General features: G+C 38.0%; 8 protein-coding genes. 6 read left to right on the top strand and 2 right to left on the bottom strand.

What is annotated here, in order from left to right:
• Positions 1-92 precede the first annotated feature (92 nt).
• The 4 genes from ACU1LP_RS17605 to ACU1LP_RS17590 all read left to right on the top strand — a co-directional run bounded on the left by ACU1LP_RS17605 (position 93) and on the right by ACU1LP_RS17590 (position 6,535).
• A complete protein-coding gene (locus ACU1LP_RS17605; protein ID WP_445736928.1) occupies positions 93-2,930 on the top strand; it encodes a TonB-dependent receptor in 2,838 nt (945 codons plus the stop codon).
• Between the two features lie 10 nt (positions 2,931-2,940).
• Positions 2,941-4,473 (top strand): G-D-S-L family lipolytic protein, encoded by a 1,533-nt coding sequence (locus ACU1LP_RS17600; RefSeq protein ID WP_445736927.1) that lies wholly within the window; start codon positions 2,941-2,943, stop codon positions 4,471-4,473.
• Positions 4,474-4,645: 172 nt separating this feature from the next.
• Complete coding sequence (gene atpD, locus ACU1LP_RS17595; protein ID WP_445736926.1) at positions 4,646-6,154, top strand: F0F1 ATP synthase subunit beta; 1,509 nt, start codon at positions 4,646-4,648, stop codon at positions 6,152-6,154.
• Between the two features lie 102 nt (positions 6,155-6,256).
• Positions 6,257-6,535 (top strand): F0F1 ATP synthase subunit epsilon, encoded by a 279-nt coding sequence (locus ACU1LP_RS17590; protein WP_445732770.1) that lies wholly within the window; start codon positions 6,257-6,259, stop codon positions 6,533-6,535.
• Positions 6,536-6,601: 66 nt separating this feature from the next.
• On the opposite strand, the gene ACU1LP_RS17585 is transcribed toward ACU1LP_RS17590, so the two are convergent.
• Positions 6,602-7,042 carry a LexA family protein gene (locus ACU1LP_RS17585; protein ID WP_445732771.1) on the bottom strand — a complete coding sequence of 147 codons (441 nt, stop codon included), beginning with the start codon at positions 7,040-7,042 and terminating at the stop codon, positions 6,602-6,604.
• A gap of 832 nt (positions 7,043-7,874) precedes the next feature.
• Complete coding sequence (gene amaB, locus ACU1LP_RS17580; RefSeq protein WP_445734536.1) at positions 7,875-9,428, bottom strand: L-piperidine-6-carboxylate dehydrogenase; 1,554 nt, start codon at positions 9,426-9,428, stop codon at positions 7,875-7,877.
• 285 nt (positions 9,429-9,713) lie between these two features.
• Between amaB and ACU1LP_RS17575 the strand changes: the two genes are divergently transcribed.
• On the top strand, positions 9,714-10,736 hold the full coding sequence (locus tag ACU1LP_RS17575) for an isoaspartyl peptidase/L-asparaginase family protein (protein WP_445734535.1): 1,023 nt from the start codon (positions 9,714-9,716) through the stop codon (positions 10,734-10,736).
• A gap of 303 nt (positions 10,737-11,039) precedes the next feature.
• On the top strand, positions 11,040-16,604 hold the full coding sequence (locus ACU1LP_RS17570; protein ID WP_445736925.1) for an alpha-2-macroglobulin family protein: 5,565 nt from the start codon (positions 11,040-11,042) through the stop codon (positions 16,602-16,604).
• The last annotated feature ends 597 nt before the right edge of the window (positions 16,605-17,201 follow it).

Here is a 17,201-nt window from a genome sequence, read left to right as displayed (position 1 = left end):
TTCACTCCTCTAAAAATATTTGATTCTGCCATTTGGCAAAAATAACTTATTGCGACTTAAACGCCTATACCAATAAACTAATTTATAACTAAATGAAAACAATTCTCCCATTATTACTGTTGTTTTTTTGTGGTATGACTTACTCGCAAACAAAAATTTCAGGCTCCGTAGTTGATAATAATAGTCAGCCAATCCCAGGAGCAAACATCATAGTTGTAGGAACTTCAACCGGTACTGTTACAGACTTTGATGGTAAATTTTCACTTAATGCTAATCAAAATCCGCCTTTTTCTTTACAAGCAAGTAGCGTTGGTTTTGAAACTGTTGTAATCAAAGTGACCTCAAACAATCAAACGATCAACTTTGTTCTTAAAGAAGGAACATCGTTGGATGAAGTTGTTATTTCTGCATCTAGAACACCCGAGCGAGTTTTCGAATCGCCTGTAACTATTGAGCGTTTCGGACTTAAAGACATTAAAAATACCGCATCGGCAGAGTTTTACGACGGACTGGAAAACCTAAAAGGTGTAGATGTGAACACCAATAGTTTAACATTTAAGTCCGTTAACACAAGAGGTTTCGCCACATTTGCCAATACGCGGTTTATGCAATTGGTTGATGGTATGGATAATGCGGCACCAACCCTTAATTTCGCTTTGGGTAACTTATTGGGCATGATAGAAACCGATGTACAAAGTGTTGAGTTATTACCTGGTGCATCATCTGCACTTTACGGTGCCAATGCTTTTAACGGTATTTTATTTATGCGAAGCAAAAACCCTTTTGACCATGCTGGAATAAGTGCTTATTACAAATTTGGTGTCACATCGCAAGAAGCAGCCGGAAATAACGAATATAAAGATTATGGTATTCGAGCAGCTCATAAATTTAGTAACAAATTTGCGGGAAAAATTAACTTTGGTTATTTGGATGGTACCGATTGGGTAGCTAATGACACCCGAGGAAAAGACAGAAACACCTCGTTTATTAAACCAAACAGTACCCGAGAAAATGATATAGATTATGATGGTGTAAATGTTTACGGAGATTTGGTTAGCTCAAATCTTAGTGTCGTTAAAAGTAACCCTGATTTTCTAGCTCAATTACCAAACCCAGCACTTGCTAATTTAGTACCTGATGTAGCTGTTAGTAGAACTGGATATGCCGAAAGGGATTTAACCGATTATAATGCGAAAAGTATTAAAGCAGACTGGGGTTTATATTTCCGCCCTTGGGAAAATGATTTTGAAATACAATATGTTGGTAAAATAGGATCTGGGTCTACTATATATCAAGGTTCCAATAGATACCGAATCGAGAATTTCTTCCTACAACAACATAAACTGGAAATAAAAAATAAGAACTTTTTTGTAAGAGGCTATCTAACTGCCGATAATGCTGGAGATTCTTATGACATGGTTTTTACAGGTGTGAATTTAAACAGACAATGGAAATCAGATAATGATTGGTTTGGCCAGTATGCCGGTGCTTTTATTACAGGCACACTAGCTGGATTGAACGCTAACGAAGCTCACGCAAATGCCAGACAAGTAGCAGATACTGGAAGATTTGAACCTGGGACTCCCGAGTTTATTAATGCTTTAAACAAAGTAACTAGTGACCCCGATGTTTTAACGGGAAGTCAATTAAAAAGTGAGTCCAAAATTTATCATGCCGATGCTAATTATAATTTTAGCCACCTTACCGATTTTGCAGAAATACAAGTTGGCGGTTCTGCTAGACAATATGTTTTAAATTCGTCAGGCGCTATATACACAGATAGACTGAGTGAAATTTATTACTCTGAAGTTGGTTTATATTCACAACTCCAAAAGAAATTTTTAGAAGACGACCGTTTAAAACTAACAGCATCCCTTCGTTATGATAAATCGCAACTTTTTGATGCCTTTTTATCTCCAAGAATATCTTTAGGATACAACATAGGTGAAAAAGAAAATCATAATATTAGAGCCTCATTTCAAACTGGTTTTAGAAATCCAGATACGCAAGCCTTATATATTGGTTTCAATGTAGGTCCTATTGTTTTAATTGGTGGTGCCGCAGATAATCCTGAAAGATTTAGCAAAACCGTAAGTGCTGGTAATGGGCTATCTCCAATAGGACAGGCTATTATAGGTAGCAATAGCTTAACTTTTAATGGTGCGGGCGCTTATAATAACTCTTTTACAAGAAGCTCGGTAACAGCATTTGCAGCCTCTAGAAACCCTGCCGATTTGCAAATTGCAAATCCTGAACTTGTAAAACCAGAGCAAGTAAGTTCTTTTGAAATAGGTTATAGAGGAAAAATCGATAAATTTATTGTAGATTTTAGTACGTATCTAAACCAGTACAAGGATTTTCTTGCTACTAGAGATGTAATAAACCCTTTTTACGGAGATGTTCAATTAACCCAACAGCTTCCTAATACAACACCATTAGCTATAGCGGCAATAGCAAATTCAGATTTTCAAGCGTTTAGAGCTTATACAAACACTACGGCAGATGTAAACTCTTATGGTGCGGCTATAGGTGTAAGTACTAAAGTATTTGGAAATTTTGATTTTGAAACGAACTACACATTTACAAAATTAGATTTCGATAGAGTTGCAAATCCAAACACGCAAACAAACTTTAATACGCCAGAACATAAAGTAAAAGCCTCTTTTGGTAATACCGATTTATTTAAAAATTTCGGATTTAATGTGGCTTGGAGATGGAGTGATAATTATGTATGGGAAGCCTCCTTCGCTACAGGCGAGGTGCCAGCTTATAACGTGGTAGATGCACAAATCAATTACCGAGTGCCGTCACTAAAATCTACCTTTAAAGCGGGCGCATCAAATCTTTTAGGTGATGAGTATTTCACGGCCGTGGGAACAGGCCAAATAGGTTCTATGTACTATCTATCATGGACAATCAATAACTTATAAAAATTTAACTATGAACACTCGATATATATTCCTGTTATTACTTTTAATCGGTTTCTTTTCTTGTAATGAAGAAGATACTATTTTACCAAAAGAAGTTGTTTTACCTGAGTTGACTTCAGGAAGTGCAGATTTTTCAAAATATGTGGCAGTAGGTGCGTCATTTACTGCGGGATTCACAGATAATGCGCTGTTTAAAGCCGCTCAACAAAATTCGTTTCCAAATATTTTATCAAAAGAATTCGCTAAAATTGGTGGCACTGCTTTTACCCAACCTTTAACCAACGATAACTATGGAGGATTAGCTGCTGGAGGTTCCAGAATACCTGGTTTTGAACCTAGATTGGTTTTTGGGGGTGCTGGTCCCGTTGCATTGGAAACCGTTATTGGTCCTATAACTGTAAGCACCGATATTCTTACCAATAAACCTACAGGGCCTTTTACAAATATGGGCGTTCCAGGGGCTAAAAGTTTCCATTTGCTTTTTAATGGTTATGGGAATCCTGCAAATTTAGCGACCCAAACGGCAAATCCTTATTTTATAAGAATGGCTTCAAGCCCTACTGCCACCATCCTAGGAGATGCTATGGTACAAAAGCCAACTTTTTTTACCTTATCGGAAATTGGAGGTAATGATGTATTAGGATTTGCGGTTTCAGGTGGTGATGGAACAAATACAATTACACCAAGTGCAGGCCCTCCAGGTGTAGGTTTTGACCAAACTTTTGCAACCCTTGTTACTACTTTAACCGCTGGTGGGGTAAAAGGCGTTGTAACGAATGTGCCTTACATCACAGATTTACCACATTTTACAACGGTTCCTTATAATGCTGTTCCTTTAGATGCTGCCACTGCTGCACAATTAAATGCTGCTTTTGCTGCGTATAATGCTGGATTGCAAAACGTTTTAAATGGCATCAATGCTGGTTTAATTCCTGCCGCTGCTGCACCAAATTTTAATCAAGCTGAAGTAGATAAGCGCAAAGTAAATTTTGTTGCAGGTAAAAATGCGGTATTGATTTTAGACGAAACTTTATCTAATTTAACAGGTATTAATGCTGCTTTAACCAATATGAGACAAGCAACCGCTGCGGATTTACTGGTTTTACCAAGTATGTCATTTATAGGAACTACAGTAGGTGGCAATCCACAATTAATTAATGGTGTTAGTGTACCATTGGCTGATAAGTGGGTATTATTACCAAGTGAACAAGTTGAAATAAAAGCAGCAACCGATGCTTATAATGCTTCCATTGCTGCAGTAGCTAGTTCTAACCCCAATATTGCATTAGTTGACCTAAACGGTATTCTAACCCAATTAGCAACAACAGGCGTTAAATTTAACGGTTTTACCCTAAAAGCAAATTTAGTGACTGGTGGTGCCATTGGTTTAGATGGCATTCATTTAAACGCAAGAGGTTATGCGTATATGGCTAATAAATTTTTAGAAGCTATAGATGCCAAATTTGGTTCTAACTTTGTAGCTTCAGGAAGTATTGCCAAAGCAGCGGATTATCCAACAAATTATTCTCCTGCATTAAAATAATTAAAAAATATATCCTTAAAAACACCTTCTTCCGAGGCCTCGGAAGAAGGTGTTTTTTTATTGCAAAAAAGCAAAAAACAACTTTTATTTTAAATTAAAAGGTATATCTTTGCACGCGAAAACTAAAACTGTTTTCATACAATTAAATCGCATAATATTAAACAGATAAGTAATGGCTAAAGTTACAGGTAAGGTTGCACAAATAGTAGGTCCGGTTATCGATGTTGAATTCGGGGCAGGTTCAGAACTTCCAAAAATCTATGATTCCTTAGAAATTAAAAGAGCAGATGGTTCTTTATTGGTGTTAGAAGTACAATCTCACATTGGTGAGGATACCGTGCGTACCATTGCTATGGATTCTTCGGATGGTTTAAGCAGAGGGACCTTGGTTACAGCAACGGGATCACCTATACAAATGCCTGTTGGCGAAGATATTTACGGACGTTTATTTAATGTGATCGGTGATGCCATTGATGGTCTTGGAAATTTGCCTAAAACAGGGAAATCCGGGTTACCCATCCACCGTCAAGCACCAAAATTTGAAGATTTATCGACCTCAACGGAAGTTTTATTTACCGGTATTAAAGTAATCGACCTTATTGAGCCTTATGCAAAAGGTGGTAAAATTGGTTTATTTGGTGGTGCTGGTGTAGGCAAAACAGTATTACTGATGGAGTTGATCAACAATATAGCCAAAGCTCATGGTGGTCTTTCTGTGTTTGCAGGCGTAGGAGAAAGAACCCGTGAAGGAAACGATTTACTTCGTGAGATGTTGGAGTCTGGCATTATTAAATATGGGAAGGACTTTATGCATTCAATGGAAGGCGGCGGTTGGGACCTTAAAAGCGTTGATAAAACAGTGCTAAAAGAATCTAAGGCAGCTTTTGTATTTGGACAAATGAACGAACCTCCCGGGGCGCGTGCTCGTGTTGCATTATCTGGTTTAACTATTGCGGAATATTTCCGTGATGGTGCTGGAGAAGGCCAAGGGAAAGATGTCCTTTTCTTTGTTGATAACATTTTCCGTTTTACACAAGCCGGGTCCGAAGTATCTGCATTATTGGGCCGTATGCCTTCTGCGGTAGGTTACCAACCAACATTGGCAACAGAGATGGGTGCCATGCAAGAACGTATCACATCAACTAAAAAAGGTTCTATTACATCGGTGCAAGCGGTTTACGTACCTGCGGACGATTTAACGGATCCTGCTCCTGCCACAACCTTTGCCCACTTAGATGCCACAACGGTATTGTCTCGTAAAATTTCTGAGCTAGGTATTTACCCTGCTGTGGATCCATTGGATTCTACGTCAAGAATCTTAACTGCCGATATTTTAGGGAAAGAGCATTATGCTTGTGCACAACGTGTAAAAAAATTGCTGCAACACTATAAAGAATTACAGGATATTATCGCCATCCTAGGCATGGAAGAACTTTCAGAAGATGATAAATTGGCTGTTGGACGTGCAAGACGTGTTCAACGTTTCTTATCGCAGCCATTCCACGTAGCGGAGCAATTTACAGGTATTCCTGGGGTATTGGTTGATATTAAGGAAACCATCAAAGGGTTTAACATGATTATGGATGGGGAATTGGATCACATACCTGAAGCTGCGTTCAACCTTAAAGGAACTATCGAGGAAGCCATTGAGGCGGGAGATAAAATGTTAGCTGAGGCGTAGCCGAAGCTAATGCTGAATTTATTTCAGCATCTTTTAAATTGAATCTTGAATAAAAATTAAATGACCCTGAAACAAGTTCAGGGCAGTTAAACAAGTTTAACTATGTATTTAGAAATTGTATCACCGGAGGCCACTTTATTTAGCGGAGAAGTAACTAGCGTGAATGTTCCTGGAGTTAATGGAGGTTTTGAAATGTTGAATAACCATGCGTCCATTATTTCTTTATTAAAGGAAGGTTACATAAAAATTTCAGGTAATATGGAATTAGAGGACGCCGTTAAGGATAAATTTACTAAAGGCGATAAAAACACGACTTTATTAAAAATAAGCTCCGGAACTTTAGAGATGAAGGACAACAAGATTATTATTTTAGTGGACTAAATCTATATTCACACAATATGAGTTCAATATATTAAAAACGTGAAGCTGATGCTTCGCGTTTTTTGTTTACACCCTTTTGATAATATTGGTAACAATGCCCCAAATGACAAAATCGTTTTCTTCCGTAATTTTTATTATGGGATAATTCGGGTTTTCGGGTTGCAACCAAACCCCTTCTTTATCTACCCTCAGCCGTTTTACAGTAAATTCCCCATCAAGAAAACACACCGCAATTTTGTTGTTTGTAGGCTCTAAACTCTTGTCTATCACCAACAAATCGTTATCGTCCAGTCCAGCACCAATCATGGATTGTCCACTAACACGTGCAAAAAAAGTAGCTTCTTTGTTTCTTATCAATTCTTTATCTAGAGATAAACGTTCCTCTTTAAAATCTTCAGCAGGTGATGGAAACCCCGCCGAAATACCTGTATCAAAAAAAACAGCACCTAGATTATTGGAATCTTCTGGAGTAAAAAACTTTAAACTATTGGATGTGTGTAATATCATTTTTAAGGTGTTTTACTTTAGAAATCATTTTTTGGTTACCGTTTAAAACTGATTTTTATTGCAAAACTTAGTGCGTAATAAAAATACATATTTTGGGAACATAGCAAATTTATAATAATTAGCATTAAAAATGGCTAAATATCAGAGCAAACGTATTAAAACCAATAGCTCTATTTTAATGCGTGGGTGTTGATAAATTTTTGTATCAACCAAAGTTTATTTTTGACCATTAAACCTTATTTTTTATTATTTACGCGAATCAAGAGTTAAAATATAGTAACTATTCAATCGAATGAAAATTGGAGTGTGTGTTAAACTTAAGGGCGTTAGTCCTGTAGTCTTAGTAGCAAAATGTATCATGAAAATGAACTAGGGGTGTTAGCCCTGACATCTTTGAAAATAATTGGGAACATGTTTGCCTTGTTTATTACATTTCACGACTCCATCTTTCTTGTCGTTTTGGTGTTATTTAACGAAGATTACAGGGCTACGCCCCTTTTTATTTTATTAATTGTATCTACGAAGATTTTAGGGCTAAAGCCCCTAATATTTATTCTAAATCCTAATAGGTTTCAAGACTTTCAACACTGGGTTCACATCATTTAGTTAAAGTTTAAAAGCCTACAATTTCATTGTGGTTACTTTAGTTTCTATAAACTTATTTCAACAATTTTGTCTTTTTGTTCTAAATGTGGAATCTATTTTCATAGTTGGATTCCTGCTTTAGCAAGAATAACAATTAGCATTGCTAGTATTTTATTCATTAGTAATGTCATTCCTTGTCAGAATTAGGGGTGTCAAATCCATAGTTGTTTATTTCGTAAAGCCTAATTTATAAATCAAACTTTATCCCCTGCGCTAACGGTAATTCCGTGGTATAATTAATCGTATTGGTTTGGCGTCGCATATACACTTTCCACGCATCACTCCCCGATTCGCGACCGCCACCCGTTTCTTTTTCGCCACCAAAAGCACCACCAATTTCGGCACCCGATGTCCCAATATTAACATTGGCAATCCCACAATCAGACCCAGCAACCGATAGAAAACGTTCTGCTTCCCGTAAATTATTCGTCATAATGGCGGAGGACAGTCCCTGAGCTACCTTATTTTGAATAGCAATCGCATTTTCAACACCACCAGAATATTTCAATAAGTACAAAACTGGCGCAAAAGTTTCATGCTGCACAATTTTGAATTCGGGTTTTGCTTCGGCAATGGCTGGTTTTACATAACAACCACTTTCAAAACCTTCACCGTTTAAAACGCCGCCTTCAATAACCAAGTTCCCACCTTCTTCAACCACTTTTGTTAAGGCATTTTGATACATTTTTACAGCATCTGTATCAATCAAAGGGCCTACATGGTTTTTTTCATCCAACGGATTTCCAATACGCAATTGTTTATAAGCATCGGTTATAGCTATTTTAACTTTATCATAAACCGATTCATGGATAATCAATCGACGTGTTGAGGTACAACGTTGTCCGCAGGTGCCCACCGCGCCAAAAACAGCACCGATAACGGTCATTTTAATATCCGCATCCGGGGTAACGATGATGGCGTTGTTGCCTCCTAATTCCAACAACGATTTCCCTAAACGTCCCGCCACTTCCTGTGCCACTATTTTACCCATTTTGGTAGAGCCTGTAGCCGAAATTAACGGAACCCGGGTATCTTTTGTCATGAATTCACCCACTTTATAATCGCCATTTATTAAACATGAAATGCCTTCGGGCAAGTTGTTTGCCTTAAAAACCTCGGCGGCAATATTTTGGCAGGCAATGCCGCAAAGAGGCGCTTTTTCGCTGGGTTTCCAAACGCATACATCGCCACAAATCCATGCCAATGTGGTATTCCACGCCCAAACAGCCACTGGAAAGTTAAATGCCGAAATAATCCCGACCACTCCAAGAGGATGGTATTGCTCGTACATGCGATGTCCCGGACGTTCAGAATGCATGGTGAACCCATGCAACTGGCGTGATAATCCAACGGCAAAATCGCAGATATCGATCATCTCCTGGACTTCTCCTAACCCTTCTTGATAGGATTTGCCCATTTCATACGATACCAATTTTCCTAAAGCTTCCTTTTTCTCTCTCAATTTATCTCCAAACTGTCGCACGATTTCCCCGCGCTGTGGCGCTGGCATCAACCTCCAAGTTTTAAATGCTTGTGTTGCGGCATCCATTACTTTTTCATAATCTTCTTGCGTCGTGGTAGCAACTTTTCCAATTAAATGGCCGTCAACTGGGGAATAAGATTCTAAAACGTCTCCGTTCGAAAAGTTGTTGGAACCTGTGGATGTACCTTCATTTATATCTTTAACACCTAAAATTTGAAGTGCTTTTTGTATGCCGAAATGGGTTGTTATAGCTTGCATGTTTATTGATTTATTATGAAAACTCATTTAAAGTTTTTCAATTGGCTAAAAAATTATCCTTTTGCACCTATTTTTTACCTTTTTTAGTTACGTAGCGATGCTATACAACTAAAAAAAGCCTTCAACTAATCACAAAATGATTAATTTTCGCCTCAATCCAAAAAGTTTAAATGAGTTCTATTATAAGCTTGTTTGTTTGCGAATATAGCAATAAAAAGTCATTTTTTATTAAAGTTAAATAACGATAAAACTGTTAACTTAGTGCCATAATCCATACATTCCATAATGAAAAAATTAATTCTTCTCGCTGCTATATCCCTAATGGTTTCTTGTAAAAAGAATTCTACTGCAAAGATTGATAATATTCAACAAAAGCAATCGCAATTTTCAATCGTTATCCATGGTGGTGCTGGAACTATTTTGAAGAAAAACATGTCGCCAGAACAAGAAACACTTTATAAAACTAAGTTGGAAGAAGCCATTCGGGTTGGTTATGGGATTCTAAAAAATGGAGGTTCCAGTCTGGATGCTGTTCAAAAAACAATTACCATTTTAGAAGATTCGCCACTTTTTAATGCTGGCAAAGGTGCCGTTTTCACAAATGCTGAAACTAATGAGCATGATGCCTCTATTATGGATGGGGAAACTTTAAAAGCTGGTGCGTCGGCAGGCACGACCATTGTTAAAAACCCGATACATTTGGCAAGGGCGGTAATGGAATATTCTCCGCATGTTATGCTTTCCGGAAAAGGTGCCGAAACTTTTGCACAAGAACAAGGTTTAGAAATTGTGGATCCCAGTTATTTTTATACCGAAAGAAGCTATAACGCACTCCAACGTGTCAAGAATTCCCAAAAAACGGCTTTTTATAATGAAGAAATAAAAGGTTCAAAATTTGGAACTGTGGGTTGTGTGGCATTGGATAAACAAGGCAACCTAGCGGCAGGAACTTCAACAGGAGGTATGACCAATAAACGTTGGGGACGTATTGGCGATGCTCCCATAATAGGTGCTGGCACATACGCCAATAATAAAACTTGTGCTGTTTCTAGTACCGGATGGGGCGAGTTTTTTATAAGAGGTGTGGTTGCTTATGATATTTCAGCTTTGATGGACTATAAAGGATTAAGCTTAAAGGAGGCAGCACAGGAAGTCATTCAAAAAAAGATACCGGAACTTGGAGGCGATGGCGGCATTATTGCCGTAGATAAATACGGGAACATGGTTATGGAATTCAATACATCTGGAATGTTTAGAGCCACCATGAATGATAAAGGAGACCTTTTTATTGGGATGTACAAGGATTAATGCCGAACTCATTTAATTTTTTTCAATTGGCTAAAAAATTATCCTTTTGCACCCATTTTTTGTCTTTTTTTACTTCCGTAACGATGCTATGCAACTAAAAAAAGCCTTCAACTGGTCACAAAATGATTAATTTTCGCTTCAATCCAAAAAGTTTAAATGAGTTCGCCAATTACTTAACGGAAATTTTAAGAACCATTTAACGTTAAATGAACCCACATTACGAGAAAATAATAGAGATTAGTTTAACCAGAAACAACCTATACTTTCTTTTTGTAAATTTCCTCGTTTTAAAACCATAAATCTATGTCACTAAAAAAGATTTTTACCTGCGCCTTCTTCATTGTCTTCGCTATTTCCTGCAAAAAGAAAGAAGTAGAAACCGATAATCTATTCAAGTTCAGGGAATATATTAGTTATACCACTTCTGGCTTGGTTTCGGTGGCAGACCCCATTGAAATTAATTTGGCGAAAGAAGTTGAAGGCTGGGAACCGGGCAAGGAAATTACTTCTGATATAATAACTATTTCTCCCCATGTTCAAGGGAAATTAATGGCTTCCAACAAACACACGCTTCAATTTAAGCCTGATGAACACTTGGAACCTTCAACCGAATATACGGTAAGCGTAAAATTAAGCGACATTTACAAAAAAATCCCTAAAGACTTTGAAACATACACATTTCAGTTTAAAACCATCACGCCAAATTTCAATATTGTTACCAATAATTTGCAATCGTACAGCAAAAATTGGCAGTATTTGGAAGCGGTGTTGCGTTCGGCAGATGTTATGTCACTTCAAGATGCCAAAAAATTGGTGGAAGCCTTCCAAGGTTCAAAAAAACTGCCGATTGCCTTTAATGAAACGAGTGAACACACTAAAATATTTGAGTTTAAAATTGATAGCATCAACCGAAAAAGAGAAGACAGCGAGATCCTAATAAAATGGAACGGCAAAGCCATTAAAGCAGATAATGAAGGCGAAAACAACGTATTTATTCCTGGAATCAACAATTTTACCATTGTGAAGGTTGATGTTGTTCAAGCGCCTGAACAATATCTGTCCCTCAACTTTTCCGATCCCTTAAAAAAGCAACAAAACTTTGATGGATTGGTAGCGCTTCAAACGGTGAAAAACCCTAAATATGTGGTGGATGGGAATGTGTTGAAAGTGTATCCGGAATCCAGATTGGTTGGGAATATCCAGGTGGATGTGTTCCAAGGCATTACAAATACCGATGGTTTCAAACTTAAAAAACCATTTTCTGAAATTATTGCTTTTGAAGATTTAAAACCAGAAGTGCGCTTGATTGGTAACGGCAGTATTTTACCAAATTCACAAGAATTAAAATTCAATTTTGAAGCCGTAAATTTAAAAGCGGTGGAAGTGAGAATCATTAAGATTTTCCAAGATAATGTGCTTCAGTTTTTACAGGATAACGATTTAAACAATAACGAATCTTATTCCATAAGGCAAGTGGGTCGTCGCATTGCAAAACAGACCATTCAACTACAAACCGCTGCCGAAAACACGGGGAAATGGAAAGCCTACAGCATCGATTTATCCAAATTTTTTAATGCCGATCCAGGTGCTATTTATCGGGTGGAACTGAGTTTTAACAAAACTTATTCTTTATATAATTGTGATGCCAATGCTACCGTAACTACTACTGAAAATGATGATTATGACGAGTATTACGAAGAAGAATACTCCGAAAGCAATCAAACAGAAAGCACGCCCGAAGAAGAAGAATTGCGCGAAGAAGCCTATTGGGACAACCTAAGTTACAGTTATAAAGACTATAACTACAAATGGCGCGAAGAGAATAACCCCTGCCACGATGCGTATTACAACGACTCTAAAATAGTGGCACAAAACCTATTGGCGTCCAATTTGGGCGTTATTGTAAAACAGGGCAGCAATAACTCGTATTATTTTGCGGTTACCAATATTTTAACCACCAATCCAGAAGCTAATGCGACTGTAAAACTCTATAATTTCCAACAACAGGAAATTGCCAAAGCACAAACAGACAACGAAGGTTTAACGCAGGTAGATCTGAACAAAAATGCAGCGTTTGCCATTGTTTCAAAAGGAAAAAACACAACATATATAAAACTGGCTGATGGCAACTCGCTATCGTTAAGTAAATTTGATGTGTCGGGTAATAGTTTACAACGCGGACTTAAAGGCTACATTTATGGCGAGCGTGGTGTTTGGCGACCGGGAGATACGCTTCATTTGACTTTTATCCTGAACGATTTTACGAATCCCTTACCAAAAGGACATCCTGTTAAAATGGAAATTACCGACCCCAACGGGAAATTGGTTTATAAAAACGTAACCTCAAACCACTTAAATAACTTTTACAAATTTACAGTTACAACTTCTTCCGAAGATAAAACAGGAAACTATAATGCCAAAGTTTCGGTTGGTGGCGCATCGTTTTATAAAGGTTTAAAAATTGAGACCGTTAAACCCAATCGCTTAAAAATTAAAGTGGATTTTGAAAACGAGATTCTCACCAGTAAAGAACCTTTAAATGGTACGTTGGATATAAAATGGCTTCATGGCGCACCCGGAAAAAATTTAAAAGCAGAAATCAAGGCGAAATTCAGTAGTACTACCACATCGTTCAAAAATTATAAAGATTATATTTTTAATGACCCAACAAGGGAATTCAATACCGAAGAAATCAATGTTTTTGAAGGTTCGGTGGATGCTGATGGTTTGGCAAAAATCAGTAAAAAACTGGAAATCGGCAAAAATGCCCCAGGCATGTTGAATGTTCAATTTTTGGTGCGTGCTTTTGAAAATGGCGGGGACTTTTCCATGGATGCGTTTACCAAGCAATATACGCCCTACGAGTCGTTTATCGGCTTGCGCGCTCCTGAAGGAAATGCGTATGGCTCATTTTTTACGGATGAAAACCAAACGTTTGATGTGGTTGTGGTGGATGCCAACGGAAAACCATTAAAACGTGATAAGTTGGAAGTGAAAGTTTATAAAGTGGAATGGCGTTGGTGGTGGAATTCGTCTTATGATAACCTATCAAGTTACGTGTCCAGTTCCTACCACAAACCGTTTTTAAACACCAAAATCAACACTGATGCGAATGGGAAATCAAATTTCAAAATAAACATTCCAGATAACCAACGCGGTCGCTATTTGATACGAGTGGTTGATCCAATAAGTGGTCATGCCACAGGACAAACCGCCTATTTTTATAAAAACTGGTACACCCCTGCTGGCGATAAAGAAGCTGCTAAAATGTTGGTGTTTTCCGCAGATAAAGAAAACTACAATGTGGGTGAAACGGCAAAAATAAAGTTCCAATCGGGTAGCGAAGGTCGTGCGTTGGTTAGCATTGAAAATGGCACCGAGGTTTTAAGTTATAAATGGACAAAAACCAAACAAGGCGAAACTACGGTTGAAATTCCTATCACTTCTGAAATGGCACCCAATGTGTTTATCAATATTTCGTTATTGCAACCACATGCCATAACTGCCAACGATTTGCCGATTCGATTGTACGGAGTCATTCCTATTATGGTTGAAGATCCATCAACCAAATTGGAACCTCAGCTAAAAATGCACAACACATTACAACCCGAACAGGAATTTCAAGTACAAGTTTCAGAGAAAAACAGAAAAGCGATGACTTATACCTTGGCTGTTGTTGAGGAAGGCTTGCTCGATTTAACCCGTTTTAAAACGCCAAATGCTTGGGACGAATTTTATGCACGTGAAGCTTTGGGTGTAAAAACCTGGGATGTTTTTGATGACGTTATTGGCGCATACAGTGGCAGTATCGACCAAGTATTTGCTATTGGCGGCGACGGAAGTGCTGCTGCAGGAAAAAACAAAAAAGCAAATAGATTTAAACCTGTGGTTATCTATTTAGGCCCTTTCTCATTAAAAGCTGGCGAAAGCAAAACACATAAAATAAAGCTTCCGAATTATATTGGTGCGGTGCGAACCATGGTGGTTGCTGGAAACCCTACCACCAAAGCGTATGGAAGCACCGACAAATCGGTAGAAGTTAAAAAACCTTTGATGGTATTGGCTACGCTTCCGCGGAAATTAAGTCCAGGAGAAAAAGTAACCCTTCCCGTTACCGTTTTTGCTATGGAATCTAAAGTGAAAAACGTGAACATCAGCCTCAAATTGAGCAATGGCATTTATGTAGTTGGAGAAAAAACGAAGAATTTATCATTTGCGAGACCAGACGAACAAATGGCGTATTTTGAATTGGATGTTAGTAAAGCAAAAGGCATTAGCACCATTGAAGTGATTGCGACGGGTAACGGCGAAAAATCAACTTATAGAGTGGCCTTGGATGTTTTCAATCCGAACCCGATAACGTCTATTCCTATTGACAAAACCATGGAAGCCAACGCCTCCGAAAATCTGGATTTTTCAACATTTGGAGAAATTGGAACAAATTCCGCAACCGTTGAGTTTTCAACCATGCCTCCCATGGATTTTTCACGTCGTTTGCAATACTTAATCCAATATCCACATGGATGTGTAGAACAAACCACATCGAGCGTGTTTCCGCAATTATTCTTAACCGATATTTTTGATTTAACCTATGATAAAAAGCAAGCCATTGAAAGCAATATTAAAAATGGCATCATTCAGTTAGGGCATTTTCAACAACCAAATGGCGGTTTAAGTTATTGGGCAGGAGAACCTACTGCCGATGATTGGGGCACCAGTTATGCAGGGCATTTTATGATGGAGGCCGAGAAAAAAGGCTATGTGCTGCCATTAACCTTTAAAAACAATTGGTTAAAATACCAAAAACAAGCGGCTAGAGATTGGCGTCCAAGTTATAGAACCTATAATCCGGATTTAGCACAAGCATACCGATTATATACATTGGCACTTGCGGGAAGTCCGGATTTAGCTGCCATGAACCGTCTGCGGGAGTTTAGTGAAATTTCCAACGAAGCCAAGTGGCGTTTGGCTGCAGCGTATGCGTTGGCTGGTCAGAAAGAAGCGAGTGCCAGTATTTCAAAAACGGCGAATATTAATTTCTTGCCGCCAAAATACAATTATTACACGTATGGTTCGGTAGATAGAAATCGTGCGATGGCTTTAGAAACTATGGTACTCACCAAAAACCCCAAAACAAGGGAGTTGGCGCAATACATTGCAAAAGATTTATCGAGCAACCGTTGGATGAGTACACAAACCACCGCTTATAGTTTGCTCGCCATGGCAAAAATGGTAAACGCCAACGGCGGAAAAACATTAAATATCAGTTACACCATTAACGGAAAAACGGAAACCATCAATTCTAAAAGTGCCATTGCGCAACGCGACTTGAAAGTAATGGAAGACGCAAACACGATGTCCATAAAAAACAATAAAGATAATGTGGTGTATGTCCGCATTTTGAACTCTGGAAAACTTCCGTTAGGTGAAGAAATTGCAGAACAACGTGGATTGAGTGTTTCTGTGGCGTACAAAGATTTAAAAGGCAATAAAATCGATGTGTCAAAATTGCAACAAGGACAAGATTTTGTGGCAACCGTTAGCGTTAGTAATTTGAAAAATGAATCTGTGCAAAACGTGGCATTGACCGAAATTTTCCCTTCGGGATGGGACATTGTAAACACCCGTTTTACAGACTTTGGAGAAGCTACCACAAGTCAAGCACGATATACCGATATTAGAGACGACCGCGTAAACTTCTATTTCGAGTTGCCCGAAAAAGGAAAATACAGCACCAAAACCTTTAATGTGATGTTGAATGCCTCCTACTTAGGAACTTATTATTTACCGGGCATTCAAGCAGAAGCGATGTATGATAATGAGTATTTGGTACGAACTAAGGGGGAATGGGTTACGGTTGAGAAGTAAAAAAGAATCACCTCGTCTTATTTTATGAAAAAACCACCTCGTCTTTGGTTTCCTTTTAGTGGAAACCAAATCCACTCCTCCTTGAAAAAAGGAGGAGAGTTAAAAATCGGGAATGTATTGATATTTTTAAATAAAATTCAAATGATTCCTTCTCTTTCAAATGAAAAGAATAGGGGAGCATCATAAGTAGTAAAATAATCGAACTAAAAATCCAAATGGAACCTCTACACAATTCCTTCCCTTTTTTCAAGGGAAGGTGTCCGCAGGACGGAAGGGTAAAGGATAAAAAAATATGAATTAAATTTAAAAGGAATGCTTCAAATAAAATTTTTCTTTCTTATTTTATGAAAAAACCACCTCGTCTTTGGTTTCCTTTTAGTGGAAACCAAATCCACTCCTCCTTGAAAAAAGGAGGAGAGTTAAAAATCGGGAATGTATTGATATTTTTAAATAAAATTCAAATGATTCCTTCTCTTTCAAATGAAAAGAATAGGGGAGCATCATAAGTAGTAAAATAATTGAACTAAAAATCCAAATGGAACCTCTACACAATTCCTTCCCTTTTTTCAAGGGAAGGTGTCCGCAGGACGGAAGGGT

It is taken from the genome of Mariniflexile sp. (genome assembly GCF_052728615.1).
Note: the sequence above shows the minus strand (reverse complement) of the source record. Positions and strands in the feature narration are given on the sequence as shown.

What these genes read in the sequence shown, in the direction of transcription:
- ACU1LP_RS17575 (WP_445734535.1), top strand. Translation starts at nt 9,714, where the DNA reads ATGAAAAAATTAATTCTTCTCGCTGCTATATCCCTAATGGTTTCTTGT.
- amaB (WP_445734536.1), bottom strand. Translation starts at nt 9,428, where the DNA reads ATGCAAGCTATAACAACCCATTTCGGCATACAAAAAGCACTTCAAATT.
- atpD (WP_445736926.1), top strand. Translation starts at nt 4,646, where the DNA reads ATGGCTAAAGTTACAGGTAAGGTTGCACAAATAGTAGGTCCGGTTATC.
- ACU1LP_RS17605 (WP_445736928.1), top strand. Translation starts at nt 93, where the DNA reads ATGAAAACAATTCTCCCATTATTACTGTTGTTTTTTTGTGGTATGACT.
- ACU1LP_RS17590 (WP_445732770.1), top strand. Translation starts at nt 6,257, where the DNA reads ATGTATTTAGAAATTGTATCACCGGAGGCCACTTTATTTAGCGGAGAA.
- ACU1LP_RS17570 (WP_445736925.1), top strand. Translation starts at nt 11,040, where the DNA reads ATGTCACTAAAAAAGATTTTTACCTGCGCCTTCTTCATTGTCTTCGCT.
- ACU1LP_RS17600 (WP_445736927.1), top strand. Translation starts at nt 2,941, where the DNA reads ATGAACACTCGATATATATTCCTGTTATTACTTTTAATCGGTTTCTTT.
- ACU1LP_RS17585 (WP_445732771.1), bottom strand. Translation starts at nt 7,042, where the DNA reads ATGATATTACACACATCCAATAGTTTAAAGTTTTTTACTCCAGAAGAT.